A 19764-nucleotide genomic window follows, 5' to 3' on the forward strand; every position below is an offset into this window, starting at 1 on the left:
GAGGGGGGCTGCTCCTAGTACGAGAGGACCGGAGTGGACGCATCACTGGTGTTCGGGTTGTCATGCCAATGGCACTGCCCGGTAGCTAAATGCGGAAAAGATAAGCGCTGAAAGCATCTAAGCGCGAAACTTGCCCCGAGATGAGTTCTCCCTGAGCCTTTAAGGCTCCTGAAGGAACGTTGAAGACGACGACGTTGATAGGCTGGGTGTGTAAGTGCAGCGATGCATTGAGCTAACCAGTACTAATGATCCGTGAGGCTTAACCTTACAACACCGAAGGTGTTTTGGTGAGAGACGATTTTCAGCTGCATTCCGGATTTACATTAACGGTCACGCGGTGTGACGGTTAATGAAACAGAATATGCCTGGCGGCAACAGCGCGGTGGTCCCACCTGATCCCATGCCGAACTCAGAAGTGAAACGCCGTAGCGCCGATGGTAGTGTGGGGTCTCCCCATGCGAGAGTAGGGAACTGCCAGGCTCCAAATTCAGAAGTAAGCCGGATTAAGTCCGGTGGCTGTAAGAAATTCGGTGGAGCGGTAGTTCAGTCGGTTAGAATACCTGCCTGTCACGCAGGGGGTCGCGGGTTCGAGTCCCGTCCGTTCCGCCACTTATTAAGCCCTGAGTCTTTGACTCAGGGCTTTTTTCTTTGTCTGCAATCCAGAAAAAAGCGCAATTATTACCGCTATGGCAAATATCTTCTGCATTTCTCTCTCTTTTTTATTCTAGTCTTTTCCCCATAATCCTCGTATTACAAACACTTAGCCCAACGAGGTAAATAATGACAACCTCTGCGTTTGGTTTAGCTAATTATTCTTTAAAAGAAGTCATTGTCATCGCATCGGTAAAAACGACACTGACGCTGGGCTATCGAACAATCAATACCGCGCAAATCTATAATAACGAAGCCGCTGTTGGACAGGCGATTGAAGAGAGCGGTATCGCGCAAAGATCTTTTTGTCACCATTAAGATATGAATCGAAAATCTCAGTAAAAATAATAACATACCGAGTCTGAAAGAAAGCCTGAGCAAGCTGTGTGCAGGCTATGTCAATTTACTTTTAATTTACCGGCCTTCTCCCAATGACGCTGTACCTGTAGCAGAATTTACGCAGGCGCTACTGGAAGTGAAGCAAGAAGGTTTGACGCGTCAGATTGGTATTTCTAATTTCCCTGGCGAGGAGATATGGCTGCTATGGTTTGCAATGACCGCCTGGGGAAGGCTTGGCTCGCCGGTGGGATTAATTACCTGCTACAGCCCCTGTGGGGCTGTTTAGATTGTTTAGTATAAGCCAGGAAAGTAATACATTGTTTTTACTGATAAAATTAAACGGGCCTTAAAATATTAGGGCTATGTGGGCTTCTCTACAGTTCCTGCGGAAACTGTTTTACATATTCACTCAGAAAATCGATAAAGGCTCTGATGCGCGTACTGACGGCCCGGTCGCTGTAATACACCGCACTGAAAGGCATCTCTACCGGCAAAAGCTTATCCGCCAGCAGCGCAATAACTTTCCCTTCTGAAAGTTCCTGATTAATCATATAGTCAGAAAGGCACGCAATTCCATTTCCCCTCAGACAAAGCTGTTTTAGTGTTTCACCGCTGTTAGACGTTATTCCCGGCGTAATATCATAAAGTTGCCCGTCGCTCTGTGCGACTGGCCAGCGGTTCAGGCTGGCGGTTTCTGAGAATCCCAGACAGATATGATCTTTTAGATCCTCAGCGCATTCAGGCGTGCCGTACCGTAAAAGGTACTCAGGCGAGGCGATAATTTTACGATAGCTTGCAAACAGAGGTCTGGCGCGCAGGCTGGAATCTGTAAGGTTACCGGCGCGGATCGCCACATCCACTTTACGTTCAATCAGGTTGATGAATGTTTCAGAGGAGACGAGGGACAGCGTCATTTCAGGATAACGTTCACGAAAGGGTTTAATCAGCGGCATCAGCAGATGCAGCATAACCGGCGTTGCCGCATCGATACGCAGGAGACCGCTGGGCGTCTGCCGCGTTTCCATCAGTTCATTTTCTGCTGCGGCCATTTCCTGAAGAATTTGCTGTACGCGGCGGAAATAGCGTTCACCTTCTTCCGTCAGGCTTAATTGACGGGTGGTGCGGTTCAGCAGACTCACGCCCAGTTTCATTTCAAGTTTCTTTACCGCGCGGCTCACGGCTGAGTTTGCCTGGCCTAGCTGTTCTGCCGCCCGGCTAAAACTGCCGCTTTCCACGACGGCGACGAAGATCGTCAGTTCTTCAGAGGTCGCTTTCATTATTGCTCCTGAAGCAAAATTATATCGGTATTTTGCATATTTTAGTTATTTAACCATCGCGCCATACTGCATGTCATCAAAAGACATCTGCTATGGAGTAAATTATACCTTTGGCATTACTGGCGCTGATCATCAGTGCGTTCGCAATCGGCACTCCAGGTTTCTTATCGTTGATCTGGTGATAACTATCGCTGAACAGCTTTCTATTCCACTGCCTCGTCCGAGCTGCTGAATCTCTGTCTATGTCCTGGGCGTAGCCGCTGGTGCGCCAGGATTAACCGCATTGGTTGACGATGGGAAGCTTTGCTTTCGCCAACGTGCCGGGCCCGCAAGGCTATGCCGGGCAGAAAGCCCAGGAGTAGACGCTGAATGCGTAGATGTCGCCTCTGGCCTGAACACCGCTGCGTTTAATATCGGTATCGCGTTAGGTTCCGTCATTGGCGCTCAAACCGTGCAACGTTTTAGCCTGGCTCAAATTCCATGGATTGGCGCGGCTATTGTCGTGGGAGCCTTGCTGTTGACTGGCCTGAGCGGCCGTTTCGACAGGTAAACCGAAGCGGCCACCGTCCGGTTAAAAGGGTAAGAAGTGAAATTTTGTTACGCTCTGATTCATCAACAGCCTGTATTGATCATTGAAACTCTGCAATAAAGCCCCTATAAATGAAAGACCGCCTTCTGACAGAGGGCTCTTTAGTTACCGAGGTCTTTAGTCAAACGTGCGCAAAAATACTTATGCCATGCGATATGTCGCCGGTCAGCCTGCAGAACGCATTCTGCCGCCTGGCTCCTTTGCGACCATAGGGCAGGCATTACCACCCGGTGAACCGCTGCCGGGTAAAGGCGCGTTACGTGTGCTGGTATGGAATATCTTTAAGCAGCAGCGAGCCGACTGGCTTTCGGTGCTGCAAAATTTTGGCAAAGATGCCCATCTTGTTCTGCTGCAGGAAGCCCAGACCACGCCTGAGCTGGTGGCATTCGCAACCAGTAATTATCTGGCTGCCGATCAGGTTCCTGCCTTTGTTTTGCCACAGCATCCCTCTGGCGTAATGACCCTTTCCGCCGCGCACCCCGTTTATTGTTGTCCCCTGCGGGAGCGGGAACCTATTCTGCGTCTGTCTAAATCCGCATTAGTGACGGTCTATCCGTTGCCGGATGGCCGCTTATTAATGGTCGTAAATATTCACGCAGTGAATTTCAGCCTGGGTGTGGACGTATACAGCAAACAGCTCGGCCCGATTGGCGATCAAATTGGTCACCATAATGGCCCGGTGATTATGGCCGGTGACTTTAACGCATGGAGTCGCCCACGCATGAATGCTCTTTACCGGTTTGCCCGCGAAATGACGCTGCGTGAAGTCCGTTTTACCGACGATCATCGCCGTAAAGCTTTCGGGCGCCCGCTGGACTTCGTTTTTTATCGTGGTTTGAACGTCACGGAAGCTTCTGTACTGGTTACCCGTGCCTCCGATCACAATCCTCTACTAGTTGAATTCCGTCCCGGCAAGCCTGAGCTGAAGTAAGGTTAGTCAGGTCTGCCGTTGGGCAGATCTGTGAGCTGCCCTTTCTATCACTCAAACGCAAGGACAATACGATGACAACACAATCTCACCATGACAACGTTGAAAGGCAGTTCGGTTCGCAGGCCAGCGCCTATCTGAGCAGCGCCGTACACGCCTCCGGGCGCGATTTAGAGCGTCTCGGTGCTCGTCTGGCTACATTTCCTCATGCGAAGCTGCTTGATATGGGATGCGGGGCAGGGCACGCCAGCTTTATTGCCGCAGGTCAGGTGAAAGAGGTGGTTGCTTACGATCTTTCTGAACAGATGCTGGCAGTGGTTAACGATGCGGCGCAAACCCGTGGCATCTCTAATCTCATGACCCGCCAGGGTTATGCCGAAGCCTTGCCTTTTGATGATAAATCTTTTGATATCGTCATTAGCCGCTATTCAGCCCATCACTGGCATGACGTAGGTAAAGCGTTGCGCGAAGTGAAACGCGTACTGAAGCCGGGCGGTATCGTTATCTTTATGGACGTCATGTCGCCGGGCCACCCCGTACTGGATATCTGGCTGCAAACGGTTGAGGCGCTGCGTGATACCTCGCATGTACGCAATTACTCCAGCGGAGAATGGCTGTGTTTGTTTAATGAGGCGGGACTTATCACACAAAATCTGTTGTGCGATCGGCTGAATCTGGAGTTTTCGAGCTGGATTGCAAGGATGAGAACTCCCGCCGTGCTGGCGGATGCGATTCGCGCGTATCAACAAAGCGCATCTGATGAAGTACGGCATTATTTTGAACTGCAGGAGGACGGCTCGTTTAGCAGCGATATCGTTATGCTGGAGGCAGCCAGGTCTTAGCAGGGCAATAAAAAGGCACCTGCAAGGGTGCCTCAGATTGCTGACCAGGAAGGAAAAAGCGTGGTTCTTCCTTCTTTGTGGTTATTTGCCGAAAATCAATCAGTTGATTTTGCTGCTAATTTTAGGATGGCATTTTTCAGAACTTCGTAAGCTATGAGATTTGTCATCAGTCTCAGGCACCTGCAAGGGTGCCTTTTCTTCGCTTAACGATTATGTATCAGGTGCAGAGTTGTTGCTGACAAAAAGCGTCAACCGATCGCCAGGTTTCAGGTTGTCCGTATCATCATTCCAGCGCAGAACATCTTTAATATTCACGCCGTGATGTTTTGCGATACTCGACAGGGAATCACCCTTGCGCACCTTATAGGTAATGCTATCGTTCTGGGCTAAACGCTCGCTGTCATTGTTGATGCTCAGCGTTTGACCAACCTTGATATGCGCGCCGCGTATACCGTTCCAGCTTTGCAAATCTTTCGTACTCACGCCCATGCGTGAAGCGATGCTCGAAAGGGTATCACCCGAACGAACTTTGTAAGACTTGCTGCCGCCTGCGTTGCTGAGGTTATTCGCCATCAGCGTTGGTTGTACAGCCGCGATCTCACCCGATGCCAGCGAAGCTTTTAGCCGATCGGCATGTTTTTTAGGCACCATCACATAGCGCTGATTTTTGCCAACGGTCGAAGTTTTAACCCCGGCGTTAAACGTTTTCAGCGTAGTGAGCGGTATCCCTGCCATCTCCGCGACCTGTGTTAGCTGTACCGGGTTATGCACTTCAACCCGCGCCAGAGCACGACTTTCGTCAGTGGTCGGCAAACGAACGCCGTATTTTTGGCTGTTCTTGAGTATGTCGCTCAGGGCCAGCATTTTTGGCACATAAATTTTGGTTTCTCGTGGCAAAGAAAGCGACCAGAAGTCCGTTGCTTTGCCACGGGCTTTGTTCGCTTTAATCGCGCTCATCACACGGCCTTCACCGCTGTTGTACGCTGCTACGGTGAGTAACCAATCGCCGTCAAACATTTTGTTTAAACGCTGCATCATGTCCAGTGCTGCAGTGGTGGAAGCCACTACATCACGGCGTGCATCGTACGCTTTGGTCTGCTTCAGACCATAATTGCGCCCCGTACTTGGAATAATCTGCCAAATGCCTGCTGCATTTGCGCCAGACGTCGCGTGGGGGTCAAAAGCGCTCTCCACTATGGGTAGTAGTACCAGTTCCATCGGCATGTTACGTTTCTTAACCTGCCCGGCAATCCAGTACATATACGGCTCTGCCCGTAATGTTACATCGTGGAGATAGCTCTTATTACGTAGGTACTTCTGTTTCTGTTCGCGGATCCGGGTATTCTCCGGTATCCCCATCTTTAGCTCGTCGCCGATGAAGTTCCACAGGTTCTGATCTTGCGCGAGGAACGTCCCATCGTCCATCCATCGCGCCGAGGTCACTCGACCAGTGTACTTTCCTGCTTCACCTTGACCAGCCGCAGACAGACTCTGCGCATGCTGTTGGACATTAGCGTCATGCTTTGACGCCTGGCATCCCACAAGCAAGACAGTGGCGAATAATATCGCTTTTGCCTTCATGTGTGTGTCAATGGTTGCTTAAAAGACGAGCAAGGATACATTTGACCGTAGAACAACACAACCAGAAAATTTAGAAGCTATCTTTCTTTGCCCGTAACCAGGCGAATACCTGCTGTGGTTGTTGCAAGTTTGTTTCTTTCGCTATTAGTACTTTTAAATCAGCAGATTGCGTTCTTAAAAAAATATTAATTTTGCGTTCAGTTTGTAAAGAAGTTGGCAGGGTTGATTGGTTTTTTGCACGTAACTCCTTAACTTTTCGATAGTATCCGGTTAAGTCCTCGTCCTGTGGTAAAATACTTAAGGAAAATTTTATATTAGACAGAGTGTATTCATGTGCGCAACAAATTAACGTATCGTCGGGTAATGCGTTAATCTTTTGAAAAGACTGATACATTTGTTCTGGTGTGCCTTCAAAAAGCCTTCCGCAACCGCCGGAAAACATTGTGTCTCCGCAAAAAAGGTAAGGGAAATTAAAATAAGAGATATGTCCTAAAGTGTGACCAGGTGTGGCAATTACACTAAATTCATACTTTAAAATATTGATCTTATCTCCTTCATTTACTACCCGGTTCGTTCCCTTATCTTGCGTTTCCGCCGGGCCGTATACCACAAGCCCCGGGAAGTTTTTCACAAGTTCTTTCACGCCGCCAACGTGGTCGTGATGATGGTGGGTAAGCAAAATGGCTTCTGGATGCCATTGATTCTCAGCGATGGCTTTAAGCACCGGAGCCGCTTCGCCGGGATCGACGATGATACATTTACCCTCATCGTCAGTAAGAACCCAGATGTAGTTATCCTGGAAGGCGGGAATACTGTTAAGATTCATAATTCAACCTCTCGGCAAAGCGATCAGAAGGTAGTGATGAAACCGGCAAGGATACCTGACAATTTCATTTCACCGCATCATTGGGGACAATTGCCCTGGGGGGAGTATTACCGCGAGGCGCTTGAAAATCAGCTGCGCCCGTGGCTTGGCAAAATGTTCGGTTTTCACCTGTTGAAAATAGGCAATCTGAGCGCGGAAATCGATACCAGCGCCTGCGCTATTTCACATCAGGTAAACGTCGCGTTGCAAGGCCCGCTATTGCAGGTCAATGCCGATCCGCTGCATTTACCCTTTGCTGCAAAATCTGTCGATGCCTGCCTGCTGGCCCATACGCTGCCCTGGTGTCAGGATCCACATGGCCTGCTGCGTGAGGCCGATCGCGTGTTAATCGACGATGGCTGGCTCATTATCAGCAGCTTTAATCCGCTAAGTTTACTGGGTCTGGGGAAATCTGTTCCCTTCTTGCGTAAACGTCTTCCCTACAGCAGCCGTATGTTCACACCGATGCGCCAGTTCGACTGGCTGGCTTTGCTCAATTTCGAAGTGATGTATCAGCGAGGTTTTCAGGTTTTGCCGTGGCATAAACAAGGCGGGAAAATGCTAAGCACCCACCTTCCGGCTTTAGGGTGCATGCATGTGATCGTGGCGCGTAAGCGTACCTTGCCGCTGACGTTAAACCCGCAAAAAAATCGCAAAGCTAAATCGCCAATTCGCTCGGCGGTGGGGGCCACTCGTCAGTACCATGAAGGGGTTAAGCCTTCGCGTCCGGCAGATAGCCGACATCCTCAAGAGTAGGATTCGACGCTGCAACGCGGGCCAGTTCATCGCAGCGTTCGTTTTCAGGATGGCCGGCATGGCCTTTTACCCACTCCCAGCTGATATTATGCTCGCTAAGCGCCGCGTCCAGGCGCTGCCACAAATCGACATTCTTCACCGGCTTTTTATCAGCCGTTTTCCAGCCGCGTTTTTTCCAGTTATGAATCCACTGCGTGATCCCCTGGCGCACATACTGGCTATCGGTGCTAAGCACAATGTCGCAAGGCTCGATTAGCGCCTCAAGTGCGACGATAGCCGCCATCATCTCCATGCGGTTGTTGGTGGTTAAGCGGTAGCCAACGCTGAAAATTTTTTCATGCTGCTTGTACCGTAAAATTGCGCCGTATCCACCCGGACCGGGATTACCGAGGCAAGATCCATCGGTGAAAATTTCTACCTGTTTACGCATCTCTGGTAGACTTCCTGTGATTAAAAAAGCCAAGTCTGACATAAACGAGCGCGGTGAGCACAGCTATATGATTTCTACAACCACCAGACAGATTGTCCTCGATACAGAAACCACCGGTATGAACCAGCTCGGTGCTCACTACGAAGGCCATCGCATTATTGAAATCGGTGCGGTTGAGGTGATTAACCGACGCCTGACCGGCAATAACTTCCACGTTTACTTAAAGCCAGACCGGCTGGTGGACCCGGAAGCGTTTGGCGTGCACGGCATCGCGGACGAATTCCTGGCGGATAAGCCTACCTTCGACCAGGTGGCTGATTCATTCATGGACTATATTCGCGGTGCGGAACTGGTTATCCACAACGCATCGTTTGATATTGGCTTTATGGATTACGAGTTTAGCAAGCTTAAACGCGATATCCCTAAAACTGACACCTTTTGCAAAATTACCGATAGTCTGGCGCTGGCCCGTAAGATGTTCCCGGGCAAACGTAACAGCCTCGATGCCCTTTGCTCGCGCTACGAAATAGATAACAGCAAGCGTACGCTGCACGGGGCATTGCTCGATGCCCAGATCCTGGCCGATGTCTATCTGATGATGACCGGCGGCCAGACGTCGCTGAAGTTTTCCATGGAAGGTGATATTCAGCAAAAGCAGGGCGGGGATGGTATTCAGCGCGTTGTGCGAGGAGCTACGGGTTTACGCGTGATTCAGGCAAGCGACGAGGAAATCGCCGCTCATGAATCTCGTCTGGATCTGGTCATGAAAAAGGGCGGTAACTGCCTGTGGCGAGCCGAAAGCTAAGCTAACGGCTTAAAAAACAGCATTCAGATGATTTTTGCGGCAAACGATTCACTTTATAAGAAAAACCGTTGACGCCATGCGGGGCAGTCCGTAATATCCGCTTCGTTCCCGACGGGGAACAATGCGGAGCGGTAGTTCAGTCGGTTAGAATACCTGCCTGTCACGCAGGGGGTCGCGGGTTCGAGTCCCGTCCGTTCCGCCACTATTTAAAAAGCCTGAATCAGCAATGATTCAGGCTTTTGTCGTTTCTGTTGGCGATAAATCTGCTTTTCCTCACGGCGTCAGTCAGCGCTCCTCCCTGCAAGAGAGGAGCTACTCTTACAAACTAAACGGATCTGCATCCTGCCATGCCGGAAATTTCTCCCGGTAGTCCTGAAGGGCAATTAACGACAAATCTGCATCCAGACGCGTGGCCTGGTGTGCTTCGGCACTTGCCAGAATCTCACCCTGCGGGCTGATAATTTTACTGTCGCCGCGATAGTGGTGTCCGTTGCCGTCAGTCCCCACGCGATTGCAACCTGCGACATAAGCTTGGTTTTCAATCGCGCGCGCAACCAGCAGGCTTTGCCAGTGAAGCGAGCGCGGCGCAGGCCAGTTAGCAACATACAGCGCCAAATCGTAATCGTTACGGTTGCGCGACCACACCGGAAAACGCAGGTCGTAGCAGACCAGCGGCAAAATACGCCAGCCGCGCCATTCAACGATGATCCTTTCCTCACCGGCCTGATAATGGTGATGTTCATCCGCCATGCGGAACAGGTGCCGCTTGTCGTAGAAATGCACCTTGCCGTCTGGCTGCACCAGCAGAAAACGGTTCACTGGCCCGCGCCCGGTTTGCAGCGCAGCGCTGCCGGCGATCATGGCCTGCGTCTGCTGCGCTTTAAACTGCATCCAGTCGATGACTTCTTCTTCCGTCAGCGACTGTTTTGCTGCTTCCATCGCAAAACCGGTGGTAAACATCTCAGGCAGAATAATCAGATCGCGACCGTGTACGCCGTCAAGCAGCACATCAAAATGACGCAGATTGGCCGCGCCATCCATCCAGACCAGCGGCTGTTGCAGCAGGGAAACTTTTAAGCCAGACACCATCATCGACTCCATGAATAACGATATTCCTTTCACTGTAGCATGAGTCCACGGGCTTTTGTTGGGCAATAAAAAACCCCGCGAGGCGGGGTTTCAGGCTGATGATAAACTCTCAACCTGCACAGATTGAACGTATATCACCAGATAAAAAACATGGAAAATCAATAGCTTGTTTTTTTATCTGATAACCACAAAGCAGGAAAAACCACGTTTTTTCCTGCTTTGTCAGCAAGCTAAAACCCCGCGAGGCGGGGTTTTAGCTTTAAGGCAGCTTACGCGGCTTCAATTTTGCGGTGCTTTTCCGGCAGCTTTACCGGCTGAGTTGCCAGCGCCTCCGGTTCAAACTCGTCAACGTTGATGCTGCGCAGGCGGCTGGCTTCGGCTTTGGTGAGAATCGCTGCTTCTTGCGCATTGATTTTACCTTCCGCCAGCCAAAGCTTTGCCTGTTCATCCAGACGCGTGAAGGGCAGATTGCGACCAATCTCTTTGCAGATGCGCAGATGGATTGGCTCAGCGGCCATCACATCCAGCAGAGCCTGCTCCAGCAGACCCGCCGGGTTAAACTCGTCTGGCGTAAGGTACTGGCCGCGGCCAATGCGTGAACGCGTGGCCGACGGCACCTGCATAATTTTCGCCAGCTTATGATCCAGCTTATCAGAAGGCGCATCGTAGCGACGGCCAAGCGGGAAAATTGCCAGACGTAATACGCCTGCGACAAAGCCATTCGGGAAGTTACGCAGCAGATCGTCAATCGCCTGCTCCGCCTGGAAGAGCGCGTCCTGCACGCCCCAGTGCACCAGCGGCAGATCCGCCTCGTTACGGCCTTCATCTTCATAGCGTTTGAGCACGGCGGAGGCAAGATACAGCTGGCTCAGTACATCGCCAAGGCGGGCAGAAATACGCTCGCGACGTTTCAGGCTGCCGCCCAGCACCGCCATAGAAACATCTGCCAGCAGCGCCAGGTTTGCGCTCAGACGGTTCAGGTGCTGATAGTAACGTCTGGTCGCATCACGGGTTGGTGTGGCGCTGGTTAAGCCATTGGTCAGGCCCAGCCACAGGCTGCGCATTTTATTGCTGCCGACGTGCCCGATATGTTTGAACAGCAGTTTATCAAAAGCGTGCAAGTCGTTGTTTTGCGATGCCGCCATCTCTTCCAGCACATAAGGGTGACAGCGAATCGCCCCCTGGCCAAAGATAATCATGCTGCGGGTCAGGATATTCGCCCCTTCAACCGTGATAGCAATAGGTGCGCCCTGATAGGCGCGAGCCACAAAGTTAGACTCGCCAAGCATGATGCCTTTACCGCCGACAATGTCCATAGCGTCCAGGATGGCGTGCTGGCCGCGGTGGGTACAGTGATATTTCACAATCGCTGACAGCACCGCCGGTTTTTCACCGAGCACAATGCCGTAAGTAATCAATGACGCAGCGGCATCCATCACATAAGCATTACCCGCAATGCGCGCCAACGGCTCTTCAATCCCTTCCATCTTACCGATAGAGATGCGGAACTGACGGCGAATATGGGCATACGCGCCGGTTGCCATCGCAATAGATTTCAGGCTACCCGTTGAGTTAGACGGCAGGGTAATACCGCGTCCAACGGACAGGCACTCCACCAGCATACGCCAGCCCTGACCGGCCATTTTCGGGCCGCCAATGATGTAGTCGATCGGTACGAAAATATCTTTCCCGCGCGTCGGGCCGTTCTGGAATGGCACGTTCAGCGGGAAGTGGCGTTTACCGATTTCGACGCCCGGCGTGTGCGTTGGGATCAGCGCACAGGTGATGCCGAGGTCTTCTTCGTCGCCCAGCAGATGATCCGGGTCAGACAGTTTGAACGCAAGACCGAGCACGGTCGCGATGGGCGCAAGCGTAATGTAGCGTTTGTTCCAGGTCAGGCGCATGCCCAGCACCTGCTGGCCCTGCCAGTCGCCCATGCAAACCACGCCGACATCAGGAATGGCGCCCGCATCGGAGCCTGCTTCCGGGCTAGTCAGTGCGAAGCAAGGAATCTCCTGCCCGCGAGCCAGACGCGGCAAATAGTGATCTTTTTGCTCTTCGGTGCCGTAATGCTGAAGCAGCTCGCCCGGGCCTAATGAGTTAGGCACGCCGACGGTAATCGCCAGAATGCCGGAAACGCCAGCGAGTTTTTGCAGTACGCGAGCCTGGGCGTAAGCCGAGAACTCCAGCCCGCCGTACTCTTTCTTAATGATCATCGCAAAGAAGCGATGCTCCTTCAGATACGCCCACAGTTCCGGCGGCAGATCGGCCAGTTCATGGGTTATCTGATAATCATTGGCCATGCGGCAGGCTTCTTCAACCGGGCCGTCAATAAAAGCCTGTTCTTCGGCGCTCAGCTTAGGCTGCGGATAATTATGCAGCTTTTCCCAGTCTGGCTTACCGCGGAACAGATCGCCTTCCCACCAGGTAGTGCCTGCTTCAATCGCCTCTTTTTCAGTACGCGACATCGGCGGCATCACTTTACGGAAGCCTTTAAATACCGGTGAGGAAATCAGCGATTTACGCATCGGCGGGAAGACAAACGGCACCAGCATGATGGCGAGCGGAATAAGTACCCAGATAGACCAGATACCGGCAAAACCTAAAGCTGCCGTCCATGCCAGGAGGATCGCGCTGCTGAGCAGCAGATTGATCTGGTGGTAAAACAGCACGCCGAGCAGAATAACGGTTGCAACGATACTCAAAATCAACATAAAGAAAGCTCCCTTGCTTGTAGGAGGTCTGACCACTTGTGATGTATTGGTTTTAGTGTATGCATAGTTTTTTATCAATGTGTTTACAAAATAATTACAACCTTGCTCACATTGTTACCGCACGGATCCATAAAAGCATCCGGTGATGGCGCTTCTCACGCTATCCGGTAAACTGCTGGAGTTTACTTAACCAATAAATACTGAAGGACATCATCATGTACCAGGATCTTATTCGTAATGAATTAAATGAAGCCGCCGAAACGCTGGCTAACTTCCTGAAAGATGACGCAAATATTCACGTGATTCAGCGTGCGGCCGTGCTGCTGGCGGATAGCTTTAAAGCGGGTGGTAAAGTGCTCTCCTGCGGCAACGGCGGTTCTCACTGCGACGCAATGCACTTTGCAGAAGAGCTGACGGGCCGCTATCGCGAAAACCGTCCGGGCTATCCGGCCATTGCGATTTCAGACGTGAGCCACATTTCCTGCGTAAGCAACGATTTTGGCTATGACTACATCTTCTCGCGCTATATCGAAGCGGTAGGACGTGAGGGCGATGTGCTGCTGGGGATTTCCACTTCCGGCAATTCTGGTAACGTAATTAAAGCCATCGAAGCCGCGCGTGCTAAAGGCATGAAAGTTATTACCCTGACGGGCAAAGACGGTGGCAAAATGGCCGGTACGGCGGATGTTGAAATTCGTGTGCCGCACTTCGGTTATGCCGATCGTATTCAGGAAATTCACATTAAAGTGATTCATATCCTGATTCAACTGATCGAAAAAGAGATGGTTAAGGCGTAGCGTTAATTACTAGTTTTCGCTGTAGGGCGGATAAGCCTGCGCCATCCGCCGCTGAATATAAACAAGTGGTGGATGGCGCTTCGTTTATCAACCCTGCAAAGCGAAAAGTGGCCAGGCGAAAGTAGTGGGAGAGAATTATGTGCGAACTGCTCGGGATGAGCGCCAACGTGCCAACGGATATCTGCTTTAGTTTTACCGGTCTGGTGCAGCGTGGCGGCGGAACAGGGCCCCATAAAGATGGCTGGGGCATTACCTTCTATGAAGGCAAAGGCTGTCGCACGTTTAAAGATCCCCAGCCGAGCTTTAACTCTCTCATTGCCAGACTGGTGCAGGATTATCCCATCAAGTCCTGCTCCGTCATTGCGCATATTCGCCAGGCTAACCGTGGCAAAGTCGCGCTGGAAAACACCCATCCTTTTACCCGCGAACTTTGGGGCCGTAACTGGACTTATGCCCATAACGGTCAGCTTAAAGGCCACCGCCTGCTTGATACCGGGCCGTTTCGTCCGATTGGTGAAACCGACAGCGAACAGGCGTTTTGCTGGCTGCTGCACAAGCTGACGCAGCGCTATCCGCGTCGGCCCGGCCATATGCAGGCCGTTTTCCGCTATATTGCAGAGCTTGCGGTTCAGCTACGGGAAAAGGGCGTGTTTAATATGCTGCTTTCTGACGGGCGTTACGTGATGGCATTCTGCTCCACCAATCTCTACTGGATAACCCGGCGGGCACCCTTTGGCGTGGCAAAACTGTTGGACAGGGATGTGGAAATAGACTTTCAGGAAGAGACCACACCGAACGATGTGGTCACCGTCATTGCTACGCAGCCGCTGACCGGCAACGAAACCTGGCACAGAATTGCGCCAGGAGAGTCGGTGCTATTTTGCCTCGGAGAGCGTGTAGTTTGAGGCTAGCTGAGGTTGTACCGTTGGTACAACCGGCTTGCTAATCACATAGTTACCGCTGATAACAGACACGCCCGGCGGCTGATGATTCGCCATAAAGTAGTCATAACCCGGCTTTAACTGTTTCCAGAAGTTGATGTAATAAGAATACTTATGGCGCTGCATATTCGCGTCCGTCATGCGGAACGGATAAATGCTCACCTGCACCTTCGGCTGCCCAAACACCAGCGCGCCGGTCACAAACTGAAAAATCTCATCGATATTGCTGTCGGTCATGGCGTAACAGCCAACGGACACGCAGGCACCGTGAATCATCAAATACTGGCCCTGATAGCCATGGGCACGATCGAACTCGTTCGGGAAGCCAATATTGATCGCTTTATAGAAGCGGCTGTCAGGTTTTAGCTGCCTGCGCTCAATGCTATAGAACCCTTCAGGGCTTTTAAAATCACCCTGGCGCTGTTTCGGACCCAGGCCGCCGGAATAGTTACAGATACGGTAACTATCAAGCAGTTGATACTGTTCGCCCATTTTGACATACAGCTCAAGCGTACGCTCTTCTTTAAAGATCTGAATATAAACGGGGGAGCCCATTAACTGCTGTTTAAAGTCTTTGCTGGCAGAGGTGGCCGGGGCGTTGCTATTAAGCAAGCTGGCAAACGACATGAACGGCATCGCGAGCATCGCAATAATGAGTGCGATTTTAGACATACTGCTTGATTCCTTGATAAACCTGTAACCAAATGCCAGGACGGCAAAGAGAGCTGAAATCAGACTAATCTGTATTCGGTGCGCTCACATTAGCATCATCAATAAATTTCGCAAGCGCAGACTGGAGCGTTTCCAGAAAATGGATAATAACCACTTCACTTATAAAGCGAAAGAGTTGTTGTTTTGCGTAATAGCTCGCATTGCAGAGGTTAACTTCGCGGATTTATCCCCGCCCTGCCGCCAATAGTGCTAAAATCCGCGCCGAATGATGACCCGCGGATAAGAAAGGACGCTTTCCCTAAGTCAGCTTTACCTGGCTCTCCAGGCGACTTACCCCACCAGGCGTGACGAACGGATGCACAACCTCTCTTTCTTACCTGCCAGGCGCGTCGTTGCGGTTGAACATTGACCCGGCCCGTTCGTTGTCGGCTAGCGTTTTTGTCGGTTTTTAATAGCCTATTTTATGCGTGATAACCTTATGATAAAAATCAGAAAAGGTCTTGATTTGCCTATTGCCGGCCTGCCCGAGCAGCAAATTCATGATGGCCCGGCAATGCCTCAGGTGGCTTTGTCTGGAGAAGAGTACGTGGGAATGCGTCCTTCTATGTTGGTAAAAGAAGGCGATAACGTGCTGAAAGGGCAGCCCCTTTTTGAAGATAAAAGAAACCCGGGCGTGATGTTTACCGCTCCGGCCAGCGGTACCGTTAGCGCCATCAATCGCGGCGAGCGTCGGGTGCTGCAATCCGTCGTTATTGACGTTCAGGGAGACGAAGCGGTTGTTTTTGAGCGTCATGCTCCTGAAGCATTAGCCGCTCTGCCGCGTGAAATCGTCCAGGCTCAGCTCCTTTCTTCTGGTCTTTGGACCGCGTTGCGTACGCGCCCGTTCAGTAAAACGCCGCAGCCGGGCCTGGTCCCTGCCGCCATTTTTGTTACCGCTATGGACACCAATCCTCTGGCGGCAGATCCGCAGCCGATAATCCTCGCGTATCGCCAGATGTTCGACGCAGGTTTAACGCTGCTTTCGCGTCTGACGGACGGCAAAATCCACGTTTGCCAGACCAGCGGCGGTAAGCTGGGCGGCCATCCTGTCGGGCAAATTACGTTTAATGAGTTCGCCGGGTCGCATCCTGCGGGGTTGGTGGGCACTCACATTCATTTCATTGAACCGGTTAACCTGCAAAAACAGGTGTGGCATCTCAACTATCAGGATGTTATTGCCATCGGCAAGTTGTTTATCGAAGGCGAATTATGGAGCGAGCGAGTAATTTCACTGGCTGGCCCGCAGGTTAAAAAACCCCGTTTGATTCGCACGCGTCTGGGCGCGTCTGTCGATGTGCTGACGCAGGGTGAATTACTGGAAGGTGAAAACCGTGTCGTTTCCGGTTCTGTGCTCAGCGGCGTGCAGGCTGCTGGCCCGCGAGCCTGGCTTGGGCGTTTCCATTTGCAGGTTACAGCGCTGAAAGAAGGGCGCGAGAAAGCGCTATTTGGCTGGATCATGCCGGGCGCTGATAAATTCTCCATTACGCGCACCACGCTCGGGCACTTCTTAAAACGCAAACTGTTTAACTTCTCAACCGACACCAACGGCGGCGAGCGCGCAATGGTTCCAATCGGCAACTACGAACGCGTAATGCCGCTGGATATCCTGCCAACCATGTTGCTACGCGATTTGCTGGCGGGCGACACCGACAGCGCGCAGGCGCTGGGCTGTCTGGAGCTGGACGAAGAAGATCTGGCGCTTTGTACCTATGTTTGCCCGGGGAAATACGAATACGGCCCGGTGCTACGCGAGGTGTTAACCCGCATCGAGCAGGAAGGATAACCCATGGGCCTGAAGCACTTATTTGAAAAAGTAGAGCCGCACTTTATTAAAGGCGGCAAGTTAGAAAAATACTATCCGCTGTATGAAGCCACCGTCACGTTGTTCTATACGCCAGGCCAGGTTACGCCGGGCGCGTCGCACGTGCGTGACGCCATCGACCTGAAACGCATGATGATCCTGGTGTGGCTCGCCGTCTTCCCGGCCATGTTCTGGGGAATGTACAACGTCGGGCTGCAAACCATCCCTGCGCTGCACAAGCTCTACGGGCCTGAACAGTTACCCCAGGTTATCGCGGCCAACTGGCACTATGCCGTGGCGCAGTGGCTGGGCGTGAGCTTCGCGCCGGATGCGGGCTGGCTAAGCATGATGACGCTGGGGGCGGTTTTCTTCCTGCCAATCTATATCACCGTATTTTTAGTGGGTGGATTCTGGGAAGTGCTGTTTTCCATCATCCGCAAACATGAAATCAACGAAGGCTTCTTTGTTACCTCCATCCTGTTTGCGCTGGTGGTTCCACCAACGATGCCGCTCTGGCAGGCCGCGCTGGGGATAAGCTTTGGCGTCGTCATCGCGAAAGAAATCTTTGGCGGAACGGGGCGTAACTTCCTTAACCCGGCGCTGGCAGGCCGTGCGTTTCTCTTCTTTGCTTATCCGGCACAAATCTCTGGCGATCTGGTGTGGACGGCGGCCGATGGCTTCTCCGGCGCAACGCCGCTTTCACAGTGGTCGCATGGCGGCGGTGAGGCCGTAGTCAACGTTGTCTCCGGCCAGCCGGTTAGCTGGATGGACGCCTTTCTCGGTAATATTCCTGGTTCAATCGGAGAAGTTTCCACGCTGATGATCCTCATCGGCGGCGCCATTATCCTGTTTGGCCGCGTGGCTTCCTGGCGTATCGTCGCCGGCGTGATGATCGGCATGGTTGCCACGGCAGCCCTGTTTAACTTTATCGGTTCAGACACTAACCCGCTGTTCGCCATGCCATGGTACTGGCATCTGGTGCTGGGCGGTTTTGCGTTCGGCATGATGTTTATGGCCACCGACCCGGTTTCCGCCTCCTTTACCAATAAAGGCAAGTGGTGGTACGGCGCGCTAATCGGCGTGATGTGCGTGCTGATTCGGGTGGTTAACCCGGCCTATCCGGAAGGGATGATGCTGGCGATTCTGTTCGCCAACCTCTTTGCGCCGCTGTTCGATTACGCAGTGGTGCAGGCCAATATCAAGCGGAGGAAATCGCGTGGCTGACGTAAAAAGTAACGATAGCATCGGCAGAACGCTGTTGGTGGTGCTGGTGCTTTGCCTGGTGTGCTCCATCATCGTAGCGGGTTCCGCCGTGGGCCTGAAGTCGCGCCAGCAGGAGCAAAAAGCGCTCGATAAACAGCGCAATATTCTGGATGTTGCTGGCCTGGCAACGCCAAAGATGAGCGGTGAAGAGGTGAAAAGCATCTTTGAATCCCGCATCACCCCGCGGCTGGTGAATTTAAAAACGGGGGAAATGCTTGCTAAAGACCCGGCTAATTTTGACCATGCCGCCGCGCTGCGCGACCCGGCGCAAAGCGTTGCCCTTTCGCCTGGCGAAGACCGCGCCGGCATTAAACGCCGCACCAACATCGTAGAAATTTACCTGGTGCGGGACGAACAAAATAAAGTGCAGGAGATCGTTTTGCCGGTTTACGGCAACGGCCTGTGGTCGATGATGTACGCCTTTGTTGCGCTGCAAACCGATGGGCGCACCGTAAAAGGCATCACGTATTACGATCAGGGCGAAACCCCGGGACTGGGTGGAGAAATTGAAAACCCGAACTGGCGAGCAAAGTGGATCGGCAAGAAATTGCTTGATGACAACGGCCAGCCGGCGCTGCGAGTCGTAAAAGGCGGCGCGCGTCAGGGCGATCAATATGGCGTAGATGGTTTGTCGGGCGCGACGCTGACGGCAACCGGTGTGCAACACACTTTCGATTTCTGGATGGGCGAGCTGGGTTTTGGCCCGTTCCTGAAGCAGGTTCGTGAAGGAGCGCTTAGCAATGGCTGATATGTCAGGCATGAAAGAAGTTAAGCGGGTACTGGTTAGCCCGCTGATAGATAACAACCCCATCGCGCTGCAAATCCTTGGGGTTTGTTCTGCGCTGGCGGTAACCACCAAACTGGAAACGGCGTTCGTAATGACGATTGCCGTGACGCTGGTCACCGCGTTCTCCAGCATGTTTATCTCGATGATCCGCAACTACATACCCAACAGCGTGCGTATCATCGTGCAGATGGCGATCATCGCGTCGCTGGTGATTGTTGTCGATCAGATCCTGCGCGCTTACGCCTATGAAATCTCAAAGCAGCTTTCCGTATTTGTTGGGTTGATCATCACTAACTGTATCGTGATGGGGCGCGCTGAAGCCTACGCCATGAAAGCGCCGCCGCTGGCGAGCTTTATGGACGGTATCGGCAACGGCCTGGGCTATGGCGTTATCCTGCTGCTGGTTGGTTTTATTCGCGAGCTTATTGGGAGCGGTAAGCTGTTTGGCGTCACCGTTCTGGAAACCGTGCAAAACGGCGGCTGGTATCAGACAAACGGCCTGTTCCTGCTGGCGCCAAGCGCGTTCTTTATTATCGGATTGTTGATCTGGGCGCTGCGTACGTGGAAGCCGGCTCAACAGGAAAAGGATTAACAGACG

The 19764-nt window shown here is 52.3% G+C and carries 17 protein-coding genes, 2 tRNA genes, 2 rRNA genes and 2 pseudogenes; 16 read left to right on the forward strand and 7 right to left on the reverse strand.

Going from position 1 to position 19764, the window contains the following annotated elements:
- The 4 genes and pseudogenes from E2L00_RS11990 to E2L00_RS12005 all read left to right on the forward strand — a co-directional run.
- Positions 1-267 (forward strand): 23S ribosomal RNA (locus E2L00_RS11990); the annotation flags it as partial.
- Positions 268-364: 97 nt separating this feature from the next.
- Positions 365-480 (forward strand): 5S ribosomal RNA (gene rrf / locus E2L00_RS11995).
- A gap of 52 nt (positions 481-532) precedes the next feature.
- A tRNA-Asp gene (locus E2L00_RS12000) sits at positions 533-609 on the forward strand.
- Positions 610-780: 171 nt separating this feature from the next.
- Positions 781-1171 (forward strand): annotated as a pseudogene (locus tag E2L00_RS12005) (aldo/keto reductase); the annotation flags it as partial.
- A 193-nt stretch (positions 1172-1364) separates the two neighbouring features.
- On the opposite strand, the gene yafC reads toward E2L00_RS12005, so the two are convergent.
- Positions 1365-2267 (reverse strand): DNA-binding transcriptional regulator YafC, encoded by a 903-nt coding sequence (gene yafC, locus E2L00_RS12010; protein ID WP_167611698.1) that lies wholly within the window; start codon positions 2265-2267, stop codon positions 1365-1367.
- 287 nt (positions 2268-2554) lie between these two features.
- Between yafC and E2L00_RS12015 the strand changes: the two are divergent.
- The 3 genes and pseudogenes from E2L00_RS12015 to E2L00_RS12025 form a co-directional block, all read left to right on the forward strand.
- Positions 2555-2817, forward strand: a pseudogene (locus E2L00_RS12015) (MFS transporter); the annotation flags it as partial.
- Positions 2818-2983: 166 nt separating this feature from the next.
- Positions 2984-3787, forward strand: coding sequence for an endonuclease/exonuclease/phosphatase family protein (locus E2L00_RS12020; protein WP_167611701.1), 804 nt, complete (start codon positions 2984-2986; stop codon positions 3785-3787).
- 71 nt (positions 3788-3858) lie between these two features.
- Positions 3859-4626 (forward strand): class I SAM-dependent methyltransferase, encoded by a 768-nt coding sequence (locus E2L00_RS12025; RefSeq protein WP_167611704.1) that lies wholly within the window; start codon positions 3859-3861, stop codon positions 4624-4626.
- Positions 4627-4836: 210 nt separating this feature from the next.
- Here E2L00_RS12025 and mltD read toward each other — a convergent pair whose 3' ends face one another.
- Both mltD and gloB read right to left on the reverse strand, forming a co-directional pair.
- Positions 4837-6207: a murein transglycosylase D gene (gene mltD, locus E2L00_RS12030; RefSeq protein ID WP_167611707.1), complete on the reverse strand. Its 1371-nt coding sequence runs from the start codon at positions 6205-6207 to the stop codon at positions 4837-4839.
- A 70-nt stretch (positions 6208-6277) separates the two neighbouring features.
- A complete protein-coding gene (gloB, locus tag E2L00_RS12035) occupies positions 6278-7033 on the reverse strand; it encodes a hydroxyacylglutathione hydrolase (protein ID WP_167611710.1) in 756 nt (251 codons plus the stop codon).
- Positions 7034-7069: 36 nt separating this feature from the next.
- On the opposite strand from gloB, the gene E2L00_RS12040 reads away from it, so the two are divergent.
- Complete coding sequence (locus E2L00_RS12040) at positions 7070-7828, forward strand: class I SAM-dependent methyltransferase (RefSeq protein WP_167611713.1); 759 nt, start codon at positions 7070-7072, stop codon at positions 7826-7828.
- On the opposite strand, the gene rnhA is transcribed toward E2L00_RS12040, so the two are convergent.
- A complete protein-coding gene (gene rnhA, locus E2L00_RS12045) occupies positions 7785-8258 on the reverse strand; it encodes a ribonuclease HI (protein WP_167611716.1) in 474 nt (157 codons plus the stop codon). The two genes, E2L00_RS12040 and rnhA, sit on opposite strands and share 44 nt — an antisense overlap.
- Before the next feature lie 67 nt (positions 8259-8325).
- Between rnhA and dnaQ the strand changes: the two genes are divergently transcribed.
- Entirely contained in the window at positions 8326-9063 is a 738-nt protein-coding gene (dnaQ, locus tag E2L00_RS12050) for a DNA polymerase III subunit epsilon (RefSeq protein ID WP_167612349.1), read from the forward strand.
- 125 nt (positions 9064-9188) lie between these two features.
- Positions 9189-9265: transfer RNA gene (locus E2L00_RS12055), tRNA-Asp, on the forward strand.
- Between the two features lie 116 nt (positions 9266-9381).
- Here E2L00_RS12055 and E2L00_RS12060 read toward each other — a convergent pair.
- On the reverse strand, positions 9382-10149 hold the full coding sequence (locus E2L00_RS12060; RefSeq protein WP_167612352.1) for an amidohydrolase: 768 nt from the start codon (positions 10147-10149) through the stop codon (positions 9382-9384).
- A 272-nt stretch (positions 10150-10421) separates the two neighbouring features.
- Positions 10422-12866 (reverse strand): acyl-CoA dehydrogenase FadE, encoded by a 2445-nt coding sequence (gene fadE / locus E2L00_RS12065; RefSeq protein ID WP_167611718.1) that lies wholly within the window; start codon positions 12864-12866, stop codon positions 10422-10424.
- A gap of 215 nt (positions 12867-13081) precedes the next feature.
- Between fadE and lpcA the strand changes: the two genes are divergently transcribed.
- Both lpcA and E2L00_RS12075 read left to right on the forward strand, forming a co-directional pair.
- Positions 13082-13663, forward strand: coding sequence for a D-sedoheptulose 7-phosphate isomerase (gene lpcA, locus E2L00_RS12070; protein WP_167611721.1), 582 nt, complete (start codon positions 13082-13084; stop codon positions 13661-13663).
- 137 nt (positions 13664-13800) lie between these two features.
- A complete protein-coding gene (locus tag E2L00_RS12075; protein WP_167611724.1) occupies positions 13801-14568 on the forward strand; it encodes a class II glutamine amidotransferase in 768 nt (255 codons plus the stop codon).
- On the opposite strand, the gene dpaA is transcribed toward E2L00_RS12075, so the two are convergent.
- Positions 14539-15276, reverse strand: a complete 738-nt coding sequence (gene dpaA / locus E2L00_RS12080) for a peptidoglycan meso-diaminopimelic acid protein amidase (protein WP_167611726.1) — start codon at positions 15274-15276, stop codon at positions 14539-14541. The genes E2L00_RS12075 and dpaA overlap by 30 nt on opposite strands.
- A gap of 478 nt (positions 15277-15754) precedes the next feature.
- Between dpaA and E2L00_RS12085 the strand changes: the two genes are divergently transcribed.
- Genes E2L00_RS12085 through E2L00_RS12100 form a run of 4 tightly spaced genes read left to right on the forward strand, consistent with a single transcriptional unit; the run spans position 15755 to position 19758 of the window.
- The gene (locus tag E2L00_RS12085; RefSeq protein ID WP_167611729.1) at positions 15755-17098 is read left to right on the forward strand and encodes a Na(+)-translocating NADH-quinone reductase subunit A; all 1344 of its coding nucleotides are present in this window, start codon (positions 15755-15757) and stop codon (positions 17096-17098) included.
- A gap of 3 nt (positions 17099-17101) precedes the next feature.
- Positions 17102-18340, forward strand: a complete 1239-nt coding sequence (locus E2L00_RS12090; RefSeq protein WP_167611732.1) for an NADH:ubiquinone reductase (Na(+)-transporting) subunit B — start codon at positions 17102-17104, stop codon at positions 18338-18340.
- Positions 18333-19127 carry a Na(+)-translocating NADH-quinone reductase subunit C gene (locus tag E2L00_RS12095; RefSeq protein WP_167611734.1) on the forward strand — a complete coding sequence of 265 codons (795 nt, stop codon included), beginning with the start codon at positions 18333-18335 and terminating at the stop codon, positions 19125-19127. Before E2L00_RS12090 ends, E2L00_RS12095 begins: the two co-directional genes overlap by 8 nt.
- Positions 19120-19758: an NADH:ubiquinone reductase (Na(+)-transporting) subunit D gene (locus E2L00_RS12100; RefSeq protein WP_167611737.1), complete on the forward strand. Its 639-nt coding sequence runs from the start codon at positions 19120-19122 to the stop codon at positions 19756-19758. Before E2L00_RS12095 ends, E2L00_RS12100 begins: the two co-directional genes overlap by 8 nt.
- The last annotated feature ends 6 nt before the right edge of the window (positions 19759-19764 follow it).

The organism is Cedecea colo, from assembly GCF_011808225.1.
In the GTDB taxonomy this organism is placed as follows: Bacteria; Pseudomonadota; Gammaproteobacteria; order Enterobacterales; family Enterobacteriaceae; genus Dryocola; species Dryocola colo.

Coding starts and splice junctions, on each gene's coding strand:
- yafC (WP_167611698.1), bottom strand. CDS start 2,267: ATGAAAGCGACCTCTGAAGAACTGACGATCTTCGTCGCCGTCGTGGAA.
- E2L00_RS12025 (WP_167611704.1), top strand. CDS start 3,859: ATGACAACACAATCTCACCATGACAACGTTGAAAGGCAGTTCGGTTCG.
- mltD (WP_167611707.1), bottom strand. CDS start 6,207: ATGAAGGCAAAAGCGATATTATTCGCCACTGTCTTGCTTGTGGGATGC.
- gloB (WP_167611710.1), bottom strand. CDS start 7,033: ATGAATCTTAACAGTATTCCCGCCTTCCAGGATAACTACATCTGGGTT.
- E2L00_RS12040 (WP_167611713.1), top strand. CDS start 7,070: ATGAAACCGGCAAGGATACCTGACAATTTCATTTCACCGCATCATTGG.
- rnhA (WP_167611716.1), bottom strand. CDS start 8,258: ATGCGTAAACAGGTAGAAATTTTCACCGATGGATCTTGCCTCGGTAAT.
- dnaQ (WP_167612349.1), top strand. CDS start 8,326: ATGATTTCTACAACCACCAGACAGATTGTCCTCGATACAGAAACCACC.
- fadE (WP_167611718.1), bottom strand. CDS start 12,866: ATGTTGATTTTGAGTATCGTTGCAACCGTTATTCTGCTCGGCGTGCTG.
- lpcA (WP_167611721.1), top strand. CDS start 13,082: ATGTACCAGGATCTTATTCGTAATGAATTAAATGAAGCCGCCGAAACG.
- E2L00_RS12075 (WP_167611724.1), top strand. CDS start 13,801: ATGTGCGAACTGCTCGGGATGAGCGCCAACGTGCCAACGGATATCTGC.
- dpaA (WP_167611726.1), bottom strand. CDS start 15,276: ATGTCTAAAATCGCACTCATTATTGCGATGCTCGCGATGCCGTTCATG.
- E2L00_RS12085 (WP_167611729.1), top strand. CDS start 15,755: ATGATAAAAATCAGAAAAGGTCTTGATTTGCCTATTGCCGGCCTGCCC.
- E2L00_RS12090 (WP_167611732.1), top strand. CDS start 17,102: ATGGGCCTGAAGCACTTATTTGAAAAAGTAGAGCCGCACTTTATTAAA.
- E2L00_RS12100 (WP_167611737.1), top strand. CDS start 19,120: ATGGCTGATATGTCAGGCATGAAAGAAGTTAAGCGGGTACTGGTTAGC.